The following is a 14,971-nucleotide window of genomic DNA, read 5'->3' on the forward strand; positions in this document are numbered from 1 at the left end:
GTCGTTACTTCGCTTCGGCGAGATCCCTTACACAGCGGAAGCCGGTATGATTGGTCGGTGACTCGCTATCCTGCGAATGCCGCGCGGCGGGCCGGTAGCGCATGCAGTAGGAGACGTGGCAGAGGAAGGAGCCTCCCTTTGTCACGCGGTGGACCTTGCCATCGCCTTTTTTACCGGTGTCGCGATTGACCCAAGTGGTTGGGCCGGTGGGATTGTCGGGATCGCACTCGGTGAAATAATCCGGATCGTAGAGGTCGCTGCAGAGTTCCCAGACATTGCCGGCCATGTCGTAGAGGCCGTAGCCGTTCGGCGGGAAGCTTTTGGCGGGGGAGCTGCCTTTGAAGCCATCGTCGCCGGTGTTCTTGTTAGGGAACTCGCCCTGCCACGAGTTGGCCATCCACTTGCCATCGGGCTTCAGCTCATCGCCCCAGGTGTAGATCTTTCCTTCGAGACCGCCGCGGGCGGCGTATTCCCACTCTGCTTCGGTCGGGACGCGCTTGTTGGCCCACTTGGCATAGGCGACGGCGTCTTCATAGATCACGCAGACCACGGGGTAGTTCTCTTTGCCAGTGATCGAGCTGTCCTTGCCGGTCGGGTGTTGCCAATTCGCGGTCGGGTCCCAGCGCCACCACTCGATGGAGCGGCCGGGAATGTTCGGGTCGCCTTCGACGTGGGCGTCCTCGCGGAAGACGATCGAGCCATTGTTGAACTTCTCGCCCGGCAGGTTGCCGCGGGCTTCCGCGGGGAAGTCCTCAGCCTTCACCTCGCGCTCCGCGAAGGTGGCATATTTGGTGGCCTTGATGAATTCGGCGAACTGGGCATTGGTGACCTCAGTCTCGTCGATCCAGAAACCTTTTACGGTAACCTTGTGGGCCGGGCCTTCCTCCGGGAAGGTTTTCTCCCCGTAAGGTGTTTGAAATGCCCCGTCGTGTCCCATGGTGTAAGTGCCTCCGGACAAGCGCACCATGCCGTCCTTCTTTTCCAATCCCGCCACTTGGGCAGGAGTGGATGATGAGGACGAGGCGGCCGTTTCCTTTTGGCAGGATGGCAGCAGGGCGAGGAGCAGCAGCAGGCGCTTCATGACGGATGATTTCGGGAAATGGTGAACCGTTCCGGGCGGCGGGGCACGGAAAAATGTCCGCTCTGCCGTGATTGCAATGCCGGGCGATCCGTCGAGGATAGCGCCGCCGCCATGAACGATCGTCGAATCTATCCGCTCAAGGGACTGCCGCAGCAACGCCAGATCTGGAGCTGGATTTCCTATGACGTGGCGAACCAGTCCTTCACGTTGATCGTGAACACGATGCTGTTCTCGGTGTTTTTCGGCGCGGTGATCGTGCAGGACGATACCAAGGACGATCGCCTGTGGTCGCTGGCCTTTGGCGGCAGCATGCTTTTGGCCGCCTTGTTGTCGCCGCTGGCGGGCGCGGCGGCGGACGAGCGGGCCTGGAAAAAGTCGGGACTGATCGTTACCGGCGTCGTTTGCGCCCTCTTCACCTGCGGTCTCGCCTTTCTCAAGCCGGGGCAGATTTGGTTGACCATGCTGCTCTATATTCCGGCGAACTTCGCGTTCGCGATCGGGGAGAACTTCCTCGCCAGCTTCTTGCCGACCTTGGCGCGAAAGGAGGAGGTGGGGCGCCTGAGCGGGTTCTCGTGGGGACTCGCTTATTTCGCCGCGCTGGTTCTCATTTTCATCACTGCGGGCAGCATGATGCTCTTCAAATTGAATGACCCGGAGAAATGGCGCCCGTTCTTCATGATGGCCGGGCTGTGGTTCCTTTTCTTCACCATTCCGACGATCCTCTGGCTGAAGGAACCTGCGGTGGAGCACACCGTTCACTCGGGGAAATCGTGGCTCACCGCCGGCTTCGTTCGGCTTGGTGAGACCTTCAAGCACCTGCGCGGATATCGCGATCTCGCGATGTTGATGGCGGCCTCGTTCTTCTTTGGCACCGGCATGAGCGTGGTGGTCTCGTTCGCCAGCAAGCTGGCGGGAGAATACGGATTCACGAACGAGAAGATGGTGATCTTCATGGCGGTGATCACGGTGTCCGGGATTATCGGGACGGTGGTGCCGATGCTGTTCCAGGATCGCATCGGGCACCGGCTCACTTCGGCGTTGCTGCTCGGCGTGTGGGTGCTCGCGGCCGCCGGCTTCGCGGGATATGCCTACCTTTACGAGGCTCACATGGTGAACGGTGTCGGCCACTATCCGACGTGGCCGCTGTGGCTGATCGGGAACTTGTTAGGCTTCGGTCTCGGTTCACTGGGTTCGGCGAACCGGGCGTTCGTCGGGTATCTGGCACCGCCGGAAAAATCGGCCGAATTTTTCGGGATCTGGGGTCTGATGATCAAACTTGCGGCCGTGATGACCTTCCCGTTTGCGTGGGTGAAGGACACGACCGGCAACCCGCAGGCCTTGCTCTTGTTAGCCGGTTTCATCGCCGTGGGACTGGTGCTCACGCTGCTGATCGATGAAAAACGCGGCCACGCGGTGGCGCAGCGCGGTGTGGAAGGGGCGGAATAGGGTCGAAAATGGCCGTTTAAATTGTCGCAAGGCGGGTTTGTCATTTCCGGCGGGGTCGCTAGTGTCCGCGGCGTGAGCGACCCTTCCGATGAGCTGGCCAAGCGCCTGCTGTCCGCATTCGAGCTAGGCCCGTCCTGGGCCCGGAACGATGCACCGGCGAAAAAACAACCCGAGCACCGTGACCAAGATGCCCCGCGCGAGCGCGAGCGGCGGGATCAGGGCGACCGCGATTTCCGCGGCCGTCGTGATGACCGCGGCGGCGATCGGCGGGACCAGCGCGGAGGCTTTGGAGGCGGTGGAGGAGGCGGCGGACGTCGCGATGATCGAGGCCCGCGTCGTGATGGCGACCGCCGTCAGGGCTATGGACAAGGTCAGGGTCATGGCCATGGACGCGATCAGGGGCCGCGTGACTTTCCCCAGCCGGCGGAAGGCGTGCGGGTCTCGATTTCTCCCGCGGCGGAGGCGGTGCATCTCGTGGTGAAGGAAATCCATCACGTCGCCCGCGTTTACTCGCTCTATGATGTCGCCCAGATCCTGCTTGCCGGACGTGAGCGGTATCACCTGCAGTTCGCCGTTTCGGACAAGGTGGGACCGATCTTCAAGAGCAAGCTCGATTCCTCGATGTGGCTGACGAAGGAGGAGGCAATTTCGCATTTCTGGCACTCGGATGCGGCGAAGGACCTCTACGAATCCGAGGAGATCGAAACCGACCCACCGGCTGGCAATTTCCAGGTCGTCGCGCGCTGCGGCATGAGCGGCGAGTGGCTCGGACCTCCGAACTTCCATTCTTATCAGACGACGCTGCGTCGTATTCATCGCGAGCAGTTCTCGCACATGCCGTTCGAGGTTTATTCCTCGCGTGTCCGCACGGAGCGTGGCGAGGAAGCGGTCAATGCGTGGCTGGAGACGATGAAGAAGCGCGTGCGCTGGCGGCTCAAGGGTGCCGGTGATGACGCGTGGAGCTTTGATCGTGGCGAGATCGAGCGCGACTTCGCGACCAAGCGTTTCGCGGAGGTCTTCGAGGAAATCCGCAGCGCTGAGGTTTCCGGCAATATCCCGGCCCGCGATCTCTCGCCGGGCCTGCTTGCCTGTGTCCGCATAGCCGGTTCGCATGCGCGCAAGCATCCTGCCATTTTGATCCCGGCGATCTGTCGCTTGTTAGAAGGCGAGCATCTCTCGGTCTTCAAGCGGGAGGGCAAGCTCTTCACCGGTCCTGCCCGTCCGCATCCGCTGACGACCGATGCCATCCTCGCCGAGCGCCCGTCGGCCATGGTCGAGTGGCTGGAAAAGAACCCGACCGCGAAGCTCGCGGACCTGTGGAAGGGTGTCCTTCCCGAGGGATCCACTGAGCCGGGCAAGGAATGGCTGGCGGATCTCTTCTGGCTGTTGACGCAAGGTCACGTGCTTCTCTTCGCCGATGATTCACTCGTGCTGCCGCGCCGCCGCGCTCCGCAGCAAGGTGGTGGAGGACCCAAGCCTGCCGGGGCCAAGGCTCCGGCGACGAAGGCCGCGAAGAAAAAGAAGAAGAAGCGGAAGCGGAAGGCACGTGGTCCGAAGGTCGCCGTGCCGAGTCACGCGAAGACCGTTCGCACGATCTCGCGCATGTCGCCTGGCAAGCTGCGGACGCTTCGTGGTCCCGATCTCCTGTGGCGCCGCCGTCTGGTGAAGCGCGGGAAGATCATCGCGCTGGCCGAGGAGGAATAACCGGCGCTGGTTTTCCTCACATCCCTTAACGCAAAAGCTCACCCGCCATCGGGTGAGCTTTTTGCTTTGGATGAGTGCCTCGCCCCGGCGAGCCCGGATTCTCCCCCCAGATCACCCAGGTTCTGACCCGGGACGAAGCAACGGGACTATCGCAATTCTTCGGGTCGGGGCAACACCGATCCATGGCGGTGACGAGTTTCCGACACCGCTTGCTCGCGGAAAAATCCCGGAAGTTCGGGCTTTCCTGACCATACGGGCTCGTGGGTGACAATCCGGACACCGGCTCCAATCGCTGCGGCGACAAGGCGCGGAGCGGGTGACGGCGAGCGCAGTAGTCCGTAGCGGCCTGCCGCGAGGCGTTTCACCAAGGCATCATCCGTTTCATGGTGAATCACGATTTCCTTCAGGGGGAACTCGCGCCCGGGCGGCAATGAAAGCTCGATTCCAACTCCGGCGGCGCGGGCGGCGATGAGCATGCGGGCGATGGCGGTGATATCCGTGGTCTCGTTCGCGCGGATCAGGCAACGCGTGAAGGGACGATAGCGGAAAACGTTTGCTTCACATTTCAATGCAGACGGATCGTGCTCGATGCCGAACTCGTGCTTCATCCACCACGCATCACTGCCAGCGGCGGCTTCGAGTTCGTGCGAAGAGACGATCGGCGCGAGCGCTTGGAGCAGCTCCATGATTTCAGGTGCAGGCGTTTCTCGAAGTTGTGGAAGGCCATTGTTTTGCCAAGTGGCGAAGAGTGAGACGTAATTCGGGCCGCCTGCCTTGGCGCCGGGGCCGAAGCAGGAACGCTTCCAGCCGCCGAAGGGCTGCCTTTGAACGATGGCACCGGTGATGGGGCGATTGATGTAGGCGTTGCCGACTTCCACTCGGTCGCGCCATGCATCGATCTCCGCGGGATCGAGGGCATGAATGCCACCGGTGAGGCCGAAGTCGGAGTCATTTTGAATGCGGATCGCGTGGTCGAGGTTGTTGGCTCGGACGAGGCCGAGGACCGGGCCGAAGCATTCGGTGCGGCGAAACCAACTGTCTGGCGTGACGCCCAGCTTGATGCCGGGAGACCACAGGCATGGATTTCCATTCAGCATCTCTGGCTCGAGCAGCCATTCCTCGCCGGAATCGAGCGTGGTGAGTGCGCGGTGCAGTGCCTCGCCCGGTTCGCGGATGATGGTGGTGACGACTGAGTCGTATTCCCAGGACGGACCGGTCTTCAGCGAAGCCGCGGCATCGCGGAGGCGGCGGCGGAAGCCGGGATCGTCGTAGAGTTCCGCCTCGATGATGGCGAGGGAGGCGGCCGAGCACTTCTGGCCGGCGTGGCCAAAGGCACTTTTCACCAGGTCCTTCACTGCGAGATCGGGGTCGGCGGAGGCGGTGATCACGAGAGCGTTCTTGCCGGAGGTCTCCGCAAAGAGACGCAGCTCCGGCTTCCACGAGAGGAACATCCGCGCGGTTTCGTAAGCACCTGTTAGAACGACGGCTCCGATGCGCGGGTCAGTGACGAGCGAGCGGCCGATTTCGTTGTCGGGGCAGGGGAGGAATTGCAGCACGTCGCGAGGCACGCCGGCTTCCCACAAGCAGTTCACCATTTCCCAAGCAGTCAGCACGGTCTCGGGTGCGGGCTTCAGGATGACGGTGTTTCCGGCGGCCAGTGCGGCGAGAATGCCTCCGCAGGGGATCGCGTAGGGGAAATTCCACGGCGGGGTCACCAGCACGGTTCCGAGAGGTTCGCAGGCGAGGCCGTCGAAGGCGCCCTCGCGGGAAAAACTACGGGCATAGTAGTCGGCGAAGTCGATGGCCTCGCTCAGCTCGGCGTCGGCTTCCATCACCGCCTTGCCGGCATCGAGCACCATGGTGGCGATGGCTTCGCCGCGACGGGATGCGATGATGGATGCGACTTTTGCGATGATTTCAGCGCGGGCTGGCCAGCCGAGGTTCTTCCACGATTCGCGTGAGGAGACGGCGACTTGCAGGGCGCGTTCGATGTCTTCGGGTCCGCCGAGCGCATGGCGGTAGGCCACTTGGCCGGGCCGCGAGGGATCGGTGCCTTCGGCTGTCGCGGAACCCGGGGTGCTCTTGCCACCGATTTGAAGCGGGACGAAGGTTGGCTCCGCCTTGCGCATGGCCTCCACTCTCTCACGGGCCCAGCGGACATTGTGTGGCAGTGACCAATCGGTGTCGGCTTCGTTGTGGAAAGGTTCGTCGAGTGAGTGAGGCGGACGGCTTTCGGTGTTGCGATCCTGCACGCGCTGCGGGCCGTGGGTCGCGGTCCCGATCATGGCGCAAGCATTGAGGAAACGCTTCTTCTGCCGTTCCCACGCGGCGTCGCCCGGCTTCATGCCAAAGAGGTCGTGGAGGAAGTTTTCAGGCGAGGTGTTCTCATCCAAACGGCGGACGAGATAGGCGATGGCGCTGTGGAAGTCCTCGCGCTTCACGACCGGTGCGTAGAGGAGCAGCCCCTGCGCGGCATCGCGGACGGTGCGGGCCTGGTGGTTGGCCATGCCTTCCAGCATCTCGAATTCCACGCGGTCCTCGACGCCTTCGCGAGCGCGGAGCAGGAGGCCGTAGGCGATGTCGAAGAGATTGTGACTGGCCACTCCGAGCCGGACTGCACGGGCGACATCCTTGCGGCATCCTTCGTGGAGCATGCGCTTGAAATTGGCATCCACCTCCACCTTCGAGCCGTAGGGAGCGAGCGGCCAGTCGTGCGTCTCGGCATCGACCTTCTCCATCGCGAGGTTGGCACCTTTCACGATGCGAATCTTGATGCTCGCGCCGCCGGCATCGACGCGCTTGAGCGCCCAGGCATTGAGTTCCTTTTGCACCGGCCACGCGTCCGGCAAGTAGGCTTGGAGAACGATGCCAGCTTCGAGTTTTTGGAATTCGGGCTCATCCAGCACTTCGCGGAAGGCGGAGCAAGTGAGGCGGAGATCGCGGTATTCCTCCATGTCGAGGTTCACGAACTTCGCCGGAGTGGACTTCATGGCGGCGCGATAGAGCTCGCGGAGGCGCTTCTTGATCTCGGTGAGTGTTTCATCGACGGCGACGAGGTGGATCTGGCTGAAGATCGCGGAGATCTTCACCGAGATGTAGTCGGTGTCGGGATCGGCGAGGCGGGCGAGATTGGCTTCAAGGCGGTGATTGGCTTCCTCTTCGCCGAGGACGGCTTCGCCGAGTTGGTTGAGATTCATGCGCATGCCGGCATCGCGGCGGCGGCGGAGGTGGCGGCGGAGTTTTTCTTCCTCGGCGGGAAGGATGACGGATGAGCTTTCCTGGCGCATCTTTTCCGCCACGAGCGGCATCACGATCTCGGGCGCGGCGGCAGAGGCGATTTCGCCGGCGCGCATCGCCACTCGGGCGGGGAGGGGGAGGTAGTGGGGGACGCCGTAGTCCTCGATCAGGTCGCGGAAACGCTTTGCCTCGCGCGCGGCCGTCGGCGGGCGAAAGACTTGGTCGGCCATGGCGAAGGTGAAGGCCTTGCCGGACGCGTCGTCCATCATGGCGGCCATTTGGCGTGCTTGCAGCTTTTCGCCGAGGCGTTGGCCGCGGGTCGCTTCACGCAGGAGCTCGGCGGCCAGCTCGATCGCTTCCTCGGGCAGTTCAGCGTCGGAGGGGCGGAAATGGCGGCACCGATCAATGCGATCGCAAACTTGAGTCATACCCGTCACTTTAGCACGGGCGTCTTGACTGAATAGGACATCGACCTCGCGATCGGTGGCCAATTTGGGCTGAGATTCCGGCAATTGTTGGATCGCCAAGGAGGGCATTCGGGTCGATATTCCTAGGGAATTTTGCAGTTATGCAGGCCGAAATTTTTGGCCACGCTGCGACGTTCTTGTTCAACCCAATGCGCCTGCTTTCAACCCAAGTCCTTTTGCTCCTGTCGCTACAGGTGGCCGGGGCAGACGAACCTGTATCGTTCAACGACGCCATCCAGCCGTTGATGTCGGAGACCTGTTACCACTGTCACGGACCTGACAGCGGGACGCGGGAGCCGAAGGATGAGCCACTGCGGCTGGACCGGCCGGAATTCGCATTCGCGAAGCGAAAGAGCGGCAAAGCGGTGATCGTGCCGGGCAAGCCGGACGAGTCGCTGATCATCCAGCTGATGCGCAGCACGGATCCGGACAAGCAAATGCCGCCGCCGAAGGCGCACCGGCAGATCAAGCCGGCGGAATTGGCGCTGATCGAGCGCTGGGTGAGTCAGGGCGCGAAATTCGAGGAGCACTGGGCCTTCGTGACGCCGGTGAAAAAAGCTCCGCCGCACCTTGAGGGTGACACGTGGTCGCGCAATGACATCGACCGCTTCATTCTCGAAAAGCTCAAGGCGAAGGGACTGACGCCCGCGCCGCCTGAGGATCCGCACACGCTCATCCGCCGGGCATCGCTGGATCTCACCGGCATGCTGCCTGATCCGGCCGATGTCGACGCCTTCGTCGCCAATCCGACCGATGCCGGCTACGAGGCCTATCTCGACAAGCTGCTGTCGTCACCGCGCTACGCCGAGCACAGGACGCGCTACTGGCTGGACTACGTGCGCTACTCCGACACGCACGGCCTGCATTTCGACAACGTTCGCTCGCTGTGGCCTTATCGCGACTACCTGATCCGCTCATTCCAGCAGAACAAGCCTTTCGATCGCCTCGTGACGGAGCAGCTCGCGGGGGATTTGCTCCCGGCTCGGACGATCGATGAACTGGTGGGAACGGGTTACGTGCGGGCAAACGTTTCGACGAACGAAGGCGGCACCATTCCGGAAGAAGTGCAGGTCAACAATACCCGCGACCGTGCCGAGGCATTCGGCGGGGCCTTCCTGGGACTTACCGTCGGGTGCGCGGCGTGTCATGACCACAAGTTCGACCCCACCTCGACGAAGGACTTCTACAGCCTCGGGGCTTTCTTCAACAACACCGCGGAGAAGTCGTGGGACGAGAACATCCAGGACCCTGCTCCGGTGCTGAGGATTCCGTCGGCTGACAAGCTTCCGGCATTGGAGGATGCGATCGCCCGGCGTCATGAACCGGCGGCGAAGTACGAGGAGCTTCGTAGAAACGAGATGGCCGAGTTCCGGCAACGGCAGGCCGAGGGCTTGAAGCCGGTGCCGGTGTCACCGGAGGCGCTGCAGGTTCGCTTCCGTTTCGACGAAGGCAAGGGTGACACGGTGGTGAACAGCGCGCCTGACGCGAAGACGAAGAGCTACCAGGTCGATACGAATCCGCTCATCTGGGGCGAGAACTCATGGCTGTGGCCGTCGATGCGGATGGACATCAGCAGCAAGCTGCCGCTGCCCGATCAAGGTGACTTCGAGGCGAACCAGCCGTTCTCGCTCTCGTTCTGGACGATGGCGCGGATGAAGACCGCGAACATTGACACGGGGACGGGCAGCATCGTTTCCCGCATGGGGGGCAGCGATCGCATGGACCACCGCGGTTGGGACATTTTCTGCGATGGTGGCAAGTATGTGATCCACATCATCAACAAGTGGCCGCAGTTTGCGATCCGGTTGGAAAGCGATCCATTCCCGCGCGGCGTGTGGCGCCATGTCGGTTTCACTTACGATGGCTCGTCCAAGGCGGCTGGAGTGAAGCTCTACGTGGATGGCAAGTCGGTTCCGCTGAAGGTCACGCATGATAGCCTGGAGCCCGGGCAATCGATCCGGACCGACGCGCGGATGGAAGTCGGACGTCGTGACGATGAAGAACCGTTGCGCGAGAGCCGCTATCAGGATCTGAGGCTTTATGGTCGTGCGCTTTCTTCGGAGGAATTCGGGCGTCTGCCCTTCGAGGACCTGGCGGCGGAGATCATCGCCCGCGAGCCTGATCCCGCGAAGTGGACGACCGACGAGCGATTCATTGTGCTAGACCGCTGGTTCCTTTCGGCGCAGCCAGATGCCGCGCGCTTGAAGGAAGAACTCGCTCGGATCGATGGCGAGATCGGCGAGATCACGAAGGATGGAACTCCGACGTTGATCGCGAAGGAGCGGGAGTCTCCTGCCTACTCGAATATTCTGGTGCGTGGCGTCTACACCTCCCGCAAGGAGCGGGTGACGCCGGCGACGCCGCATTTCCTGCCGCCGATGAAGGACGGCCTGCCCGCCAATCGGCTGGGGCTTGCGAAGTGGCTGCTGCAGGATGACCAGCCGCTGTTAGGCCGGGTTACTGTGAACCGGATGTGGCAGGAGGTATTTGGTACGGGCATCGTGGAGACGGCCGATGACTTCGGTATCATGGGCACCCGGCCGAGCCATGGGGCCTTGCTCGATTGGCTGGCGGTGGATTTCCGTGAGTCGGGCTGGGACATGCGGCGGCTTTACAAGATGATGCTGACCTCGGCGGCGTATCGCCAGAGCACGGCGACGACTCCCGACAAGCTGGCGAAGGACGACAAGAACCGGCTGCTTTCACATGGTCCGCGATTCCGGATGGATGCGGAGGTGCTGCGCGATACGGCGCTGCAAGCGTCCGGCCTGCTGGTGGAGAAGACCGGTGGACCGCCGGTGAAGCCCTATCAGCCGGTCGGCGTGTGGGAGGCGGTGTCAATGCCGGAGTCGAATACCAAGCAGTATCAAGCGGACAAGGGCGAGAGTCTCTACCGGCGCTCGATGTATTCGTTCTGGAAGCGCTTCGCTCCGCCGCCATCGCTGGAGACCTTCGATGCGCAGGCGCGCGAGGTCGTGTGTACGCGCCGGACGCGGACGAACACGCCGCTGCAAGCGCTGGTGACGATGAATGATCCGCAGTTCGTGGAAGCCGCGCGCAAGCTCGCCGAGCGGGCGATCAAGGCAGGCGGGCATGATACGTCGCGCCTCGATTTCATGGCGCGGACGACGCTTTCGCGGGATTTGAGCACGCCTGAAATGGAAGCCCTTTCGAAGAGTGTGGAGCTTTTCCGGAAGCACTTCAGCGAACACGCTGACGACGCGACTGCCCTGCTCACCACCGGTGAATCGCCGGCGGACGCCACGCTTCCTCCTTCGGAAGTCGCCACTTGGGCGATGGTGGCCAACCAATTTCTCAACCTCGACGAGTACGTGACCAAATGAAGCCGTTCCTGCATCCCTGTTCCGATTTTTCCGGCGAAGGTCCGTCCGTGCTCGATATGCCGGTGCCGCTCGCGCTCAAGCAACGCTGGCTGGAGCTTGCCACGCGGCGGCAGTTTCTCGGCCGCTCCGGCAAGGTGCTCGGGTGGGCGGGTCTTGCGAAGCTGATGTCGGGGCAGTCCGCCTTGGCGTCAGGTGGCGAACCTAGTGTGATGCTCCCGAACTTCGCACCGAAGGCGAAGCGTGCGATCTACCTGTTCATGGCGGGTGCGCCGTCCCAGTTCGAGACCTGGGACTACAAACCGGAGCTGATCAAGCGGTTCGACCAGGACCTGCCGGAGTCGGTTAGAGGAGGTCAGGTGCTGACCGGCATGACCGCGTCGCAGTCCCGCTTCCCGATCGCGCCGAGCGTGTTCAACTTCCAGCGACACGGTCAGGCGGGGCATTGGGTCAGCGAGCTCTTCCCGAACATCGCGAAGGTCTCCGATGAGTTCGCGGTGATGAAGTCGCTGCACACGGATGCCATCAACCACGAGCCTGCGATCCTGCTGATGAACTCCGGCAACATGGTGCCGGGCAAGGCGTCGATCGGCTCGTGGATTTCGTATGGCCTCGGCTCGATGAACGAGGATCTGCCGACCTTCGTGGTGCTGACCTCGAAGTTGCCGCTGTTCGTGAATATCCAGGCGCTATCGTCGCGTCTGTGGTCGTCAGGCTATCTTTCGCCGGAGCACGCGGGAGTGGCACTTCGCTCCGGCGGTGATCCAGTGATCCATCTTTCGAATCCGAAGGGCGTCAGCCGCGAGCTGCGGCGTGCGATGATCGATGGCGTGAACGATCTCAATCGCCAGCTTCACGACAAGATTGGCGATCCCGAGACGAACGTCCGCATCTCGCAATACGAGATGGCCTTCCGCATGCAGGCCTCGGTGCCGGAACTCACGGACCTTTCCGATGAGCCGCAGTCGATCTGGGACATGTATGGGCCGAAGGCGAAGGAGCCTGGCACGTATGCCTACAATTGCCTGATGGCGCGGCGCATGGCGGAGCGCGGGGTGCGCTTCACGCAGATCTTCCACCGCGGCTGGGATACCCATGGCGACCTGCCAAGCCGGATGAAGATCCTTTGCGAGGACATCGACCGGCCGACGGCAGCGCTGATCGCGGATTTGAAGCAGCGTGGCTTGCTGGATGACACGCTGGTCATCTGGGGCGGTGAATTCGGCCGCACCGTGTATTCGCAAGGTGGTCTCTCGAAGGAGAACTATGGCCGCGATCACCATCCGCGCTGTTTCTCCATGTGGATGGCAGGCGGCGGCGTGAAGCCGGGAGCCGAGTACGGCGAGACGGACGATTTCTCGTATAACATCGTCAAGGATCCGATGCACATTCGCGATCTGAATGCGACCATTCTCAGTCTTCTCGGCGTGGATCACGAGAAGCTCACTTTCAAGTTCCAAGGGCTCGATCAACGCCTCACCGGCGTGGAGCCCGCGAAGGTCATCAAGGAGATCATCTCATGAATCAGGGCGTTCCCGTGTTCGCACCGGGAACGCGGAAGGCGACCTTGTAGAAGCCCTTGGTGGCCTTTGCTTCGACGTAGATCGAGAGGCTGCCCTCGGCCGTGGCGACGTGCTTGTGGCGGTCGATGGTGCCGGTCTGGGTGATCGAGAAGGGCAGGGCCTTCCATTCCAGATCGGCCATCGTGGGGTTCCCGTAGATCTCGTAGCAGTAGCCCGTGTAGGCGGGGATCGTGAGCTTATAGCGGACGGTGTTGCTAGGTCCGACGACGGGAGTGCCGGTGGCGACAAATCCTCCAGGCGCGGGGTAGGTGGGCTCCAGCGGAGTGAGGCCGCTGACGAAGTCCCAGTTCGCATAGACCTCGCCGGTGGTGGTGCCGGCGACGGGCAGGAAGCTCAGCAGGATGGCGGACTTCTGCGCGGCGGTTAGTGAGGCGAAGACGTTGTCGTTCGAGTTCTGGGTGGCCCATTGGGTGCCGTTGGCGGCATAGGCGACCTCGTTCCAGCCGGTCTGCGTGCAGGCGCGCGTGGTCTGGCCGGGCAGGGTGACGCCCCAGTGGAAATGCCGGGTGCGGCCGGTGTAGAGGCCGGCCTTGATGGTGCGGAATTTGAAGTAACCGCTGGAGCCGGTGATGAACTGGCCGAAGCCGGCGAAGTTGGCGTCGCAGGCGGCATTGCGACCGGTGCCGGTCGAGTAGAGGTAGTCGCCTTCGTTGTCGGCATGCCAGCACTCGACCAGGGCGTTCTTCACGGGATTTCCCGAGGAATCAAGCACGCGTCCGGTGACGTAGGTCACGATGCCGGTGGCGCTGCTGAGATGATCGGTGAGCTGGACGAGGTCGTTGTCCTTGTCGAGCGGGATGTCATCGGCCAGTGGGTAGTAGGGCCCTTGAGTGACGATCGGCGACTGGGTCAATGCCTCGGCGAGGAAGCCGGGAAGCGTGAATCCCGCGGAAGCGGCGGCCATGCTCTTGAAGAAGCGGCGGCGGCTGACGGGAATGTAGACGGGCAGCGGTTTGCGTTCGTTCATGGCGATGAGTTTTTTGGGAAGACGAGGCGGCCGCGGGGAGAGATGGAGGTCCGTCCGCTCCTCCGCCATGGCACACGGTGCCACGGCCGGACGGACCTCCGCTTTGCCAGGAAATCTAACTGGGCGATCGGGGAGGAGGCCCGCCTGCTCCTCCGCCGGGACGTGCCCGGCCAGGCGGACCTCCGGAATTCCCGGACGTGTTTCCGATGGACGATGTCGGTGGCGGTTCCGGGCGTGCCGGTGTAGCGTCACTGACGCGGGAGCCTTTCGGAAGCATTCCCAAATTCGCGAGCAAGCCGCGGCGGCTGGCGAAGGCGAGATGGATGGGTAGCTTCATGGGGTTTCCGTATCGATGGGCCCACCGTAGCCGACGGTCGATTAAGGGCGCGTTAAGCGCGGAAAAATCGCCGGAAATTTCGTTCTCCCCCTTTCATGGTAGCTTAATCCAAGACGTGCTAGCCTGCCTCCGGCACTGGGTGTGCCGCCTGTGATTCATGCGACTTTTGATCATCGAGGACGAACCGCGACTCCAGCGCGCGCTGGCCAAGGCCCTGCGCGAGGAGGGCTATGCCGTGGACACGGCGGAGGAGGGCGAGGATGGCCTCTTCAAGGCGACGGCCTTCAACTACGATGCGGTGGTGCTGGATGTGATGCTGCCGGGCATGGATGGGTGGGAGATCCTGCGCCGCCTGCGCGCAACGAAGCCAACACCGGTGCTGATGCTCACTGCCCGCGATGCCACCAGCGACCGGGTGAAGGGTCTCGATGGCGGCGCGGACGATTATCTGGTGAAGCCCTTCGAGCTGGATGAACTCTTTGCCCGCATCCGGGCCATCATCCGCCGCCATGCGGGCCGGCCGCACTCCACGGTGGTCATCGGCGATGTCGAGATCGACACGCGCGGCCGGAAGGTCGAGTTCGGCGGAAAGGGTGTCGTTCTAACAGCACGCGAATACGCCATCCTCGAATACCTCGCGCTGCACCGCGGCGAGGTGATCAGTCGCACGGAACTTTACGAGCACCTCTTCGACGAGAATGAGGACACACTTTCCAATCTGTTGGATGTCCACGTTCACGGCATCCGGCGGAAGCTGCGCGCGGACCTGATCGTTACCCGTCGCGGCGAAGGCTATCTCATCGAGTGA

Annotated in this window: 8 protein-coding genes; 5 read left to right on the forward strand and 3 right to left on the reverse strand. The window is 62.6% G+C overall.

Features of this window, described 5'->3' with window-relative positions; genetic code table 11:
• Nucleotides 1-4: 4 nt before the first annotated feature.
• Nucleotides 5-1,081 carry a formylglycine-generating enzyme family protein gene (locus WKV53_RS06360; protein WP_341403523.1) on the reverse strand — a complete coding sequence of 359 codons (1,077 nt, stop codon included), beginning with the start codon at nt 1,079-1,081 and terminating at the stop codon, nt 5-7.
• A 111-nt stretch (nt 1,082-1,192) separates the two neighbouring features.
• On the opposite strand from WKV53_RS06360, the gene WKV53_RS06365 reads away from it, so the two are divergent.
• Together WKV53_RS06365 and WKV53_RS06370 are read left to right on the forward strand one after the other, a co-directional pair.
• The gene (locus tag WKV53_RS06365) at nt 1,193-2,527 is read left to right on the forward strand and encodes an MFS transporter (protein WP_341403524.1); all 1,335 of its coding nucleotides are present in this window, start codon (nt 1,193-1,195) and stop codon (nt 2,525-2,527) included.
• Nucleotides 2,528-2,599: 72 nt separating this feature from the next.
• The gene (locus tag WKV53_RS06370) at nt 2,600-4,231 is read left to right on the forward strand and encodes a hypothetical protein (RefSeq protein ID WP_341403525.1); all 1,632 of its coding nucleotides are present in this window, start codon (nt 2,600-2,602) and stop codon (nt 4,229-4,231) included.
• 146 nt (nt 4,232-4,377) lie between these two features.
• Here WKV53_RS06370 and WKV53_RS06375 read toward each other — a convergent pair whose 3' ends face one another.
• A complete protein-coding gene (locus WKV53_RS06375; RefSeq protein WP_341403526.1) occupies nt 4,378-7,896 on the reverse strand; it encodes a proline dehydrogenase family protein in 3,519 nt (1,172 codons plus the stop codon).
• 188 nt (nt 7,897-8,084) lie between these two features.
• Between WKV53_RS06375 and WKV53_RS06380 the strand changes: the two genes are divergently transcribed.
• Both WKV53_RS06380 and WKV53_RS06385 read left to right on the forward strand, forming a co-directional pair.
• Nucleotides 8,085-11,279 carry a DUF1553 domain-containing protein gene (locus tag WKV53_RS06380; RefSeq protein WP_341403527.1) on the forward strand — a complete coding sequence of 1,065 codons (3,195 nt, stop codon included), beginning with the start codon at nt 8,085-8,087 and terminating at the stop codon, nt 11,277-11,279.
• Nucleotides 11,276-12,799: a DUF1501 domain-containing protein gene (locus WKV53_RS06385; RefSeq protein WP_341403528.1), complete on the forward strand. Its 1,524-nt coding sequence runs from the start codon at nt 11,276-11,278 to the stop codon at nt 12,797-12,799. Before WKV53_RS06380 ends, WKV53_RS06385 begins: the two co-directional genes overlap by 4 nt.
• Before the next feature lies 1 nt (nt 12,800).
• On the opposite strand, the gene WKV53_RS06390 is transcribed toward WKV53_RS06385, so the two are convergent.
• Nucleotides 12,801-13,826, reverse strand: coding sequence for a dioxygenase family protein (locus WKV53_RS06390; RefSeq protein ID WP_341403529.1), 1,026 nt, complete (start codon nt 13,824-13,826; stop codon nt 12,801-12,803).
• 494 nt (nt 13,827-14,320) lie between these two features.
• On the opposite strand from WKV53_RS06390, the gene WKV53_RS06395 reads away from it, so the two are divergent.
• A complete protein-coding gene (locus WKV53_RS06395) occupies nt 14,321-14,971 on the forward strand; it encodes a response regulator transcription factor (protein ID WP_341403530.1) in 651 nt (216 codons plus the stop codon).

The sequence above is a fragment of the Luteolibacter sp. Y139 genome, from assembly GCF_038066715.1.
Taxonomy (GTDB): domain Bacteria; phylum Verrucomicrobiota; class Verrucomicrobiia; order Verrucomicrobiales; family Akkermansiaceae; genus Haloferula; species Haloferula soli.

Excerpts from the sequence above, each read along its gene's own strand:
- WKV53_RS06395 (WP_341403530.1), top strand. The coding sequence starts at position 14,321 with ATGCGACTTTTGATCATCGAGGACGAACCGCGACTCCAGCGCGCGCTG.
- WKV53_RS06380 (WP_341403527.1), top strand. The coding sequence starts at position 8,085 with ATGCGCCTGCTTTCAACCCAAGTCCTTTTGCTCCTGTCGCTACAGGTG.
- WKV53_RS06375 (WP_341403526.1), bottom strand. The coding sequence starts at position 7,896 with ATGACTCAAGTTTGCGATCGCATTGATCGGTGCCGCCATTTCCGCCCC.
- WKV53_RS06365 (WP_341403524.1), top strand. The coding sequence starts at position 1,193 with ATGAACGATCGTCGAATCTATCCGCTCAAGGGACTGCCGCAGCAACGC.
- WKV53_RS06385 (WP_341403528.1), top strand. The coding sequence starts at position 11,276 with ATGAAGCCGTTCCTGCATCCCTGTTCCGATTTTTCCGGCGAAGGTCCG.
- WKV53_RS06390 (WP_341403529.1), bottom strand. The coding sequence starts at position 13,826 with ATGAACGAACGCAAACCGCTGCCCGTCTACATTCCCGTCAGCCGCCGC.
- WKV53_RS06360 (WP_341403523.1), bottom strand. The coding sequence starts at position 1,081 with ATGAAGCGCCTGCTGCTGCTCCTCGCCCTGCTGCCATCCTGCCAAAAG.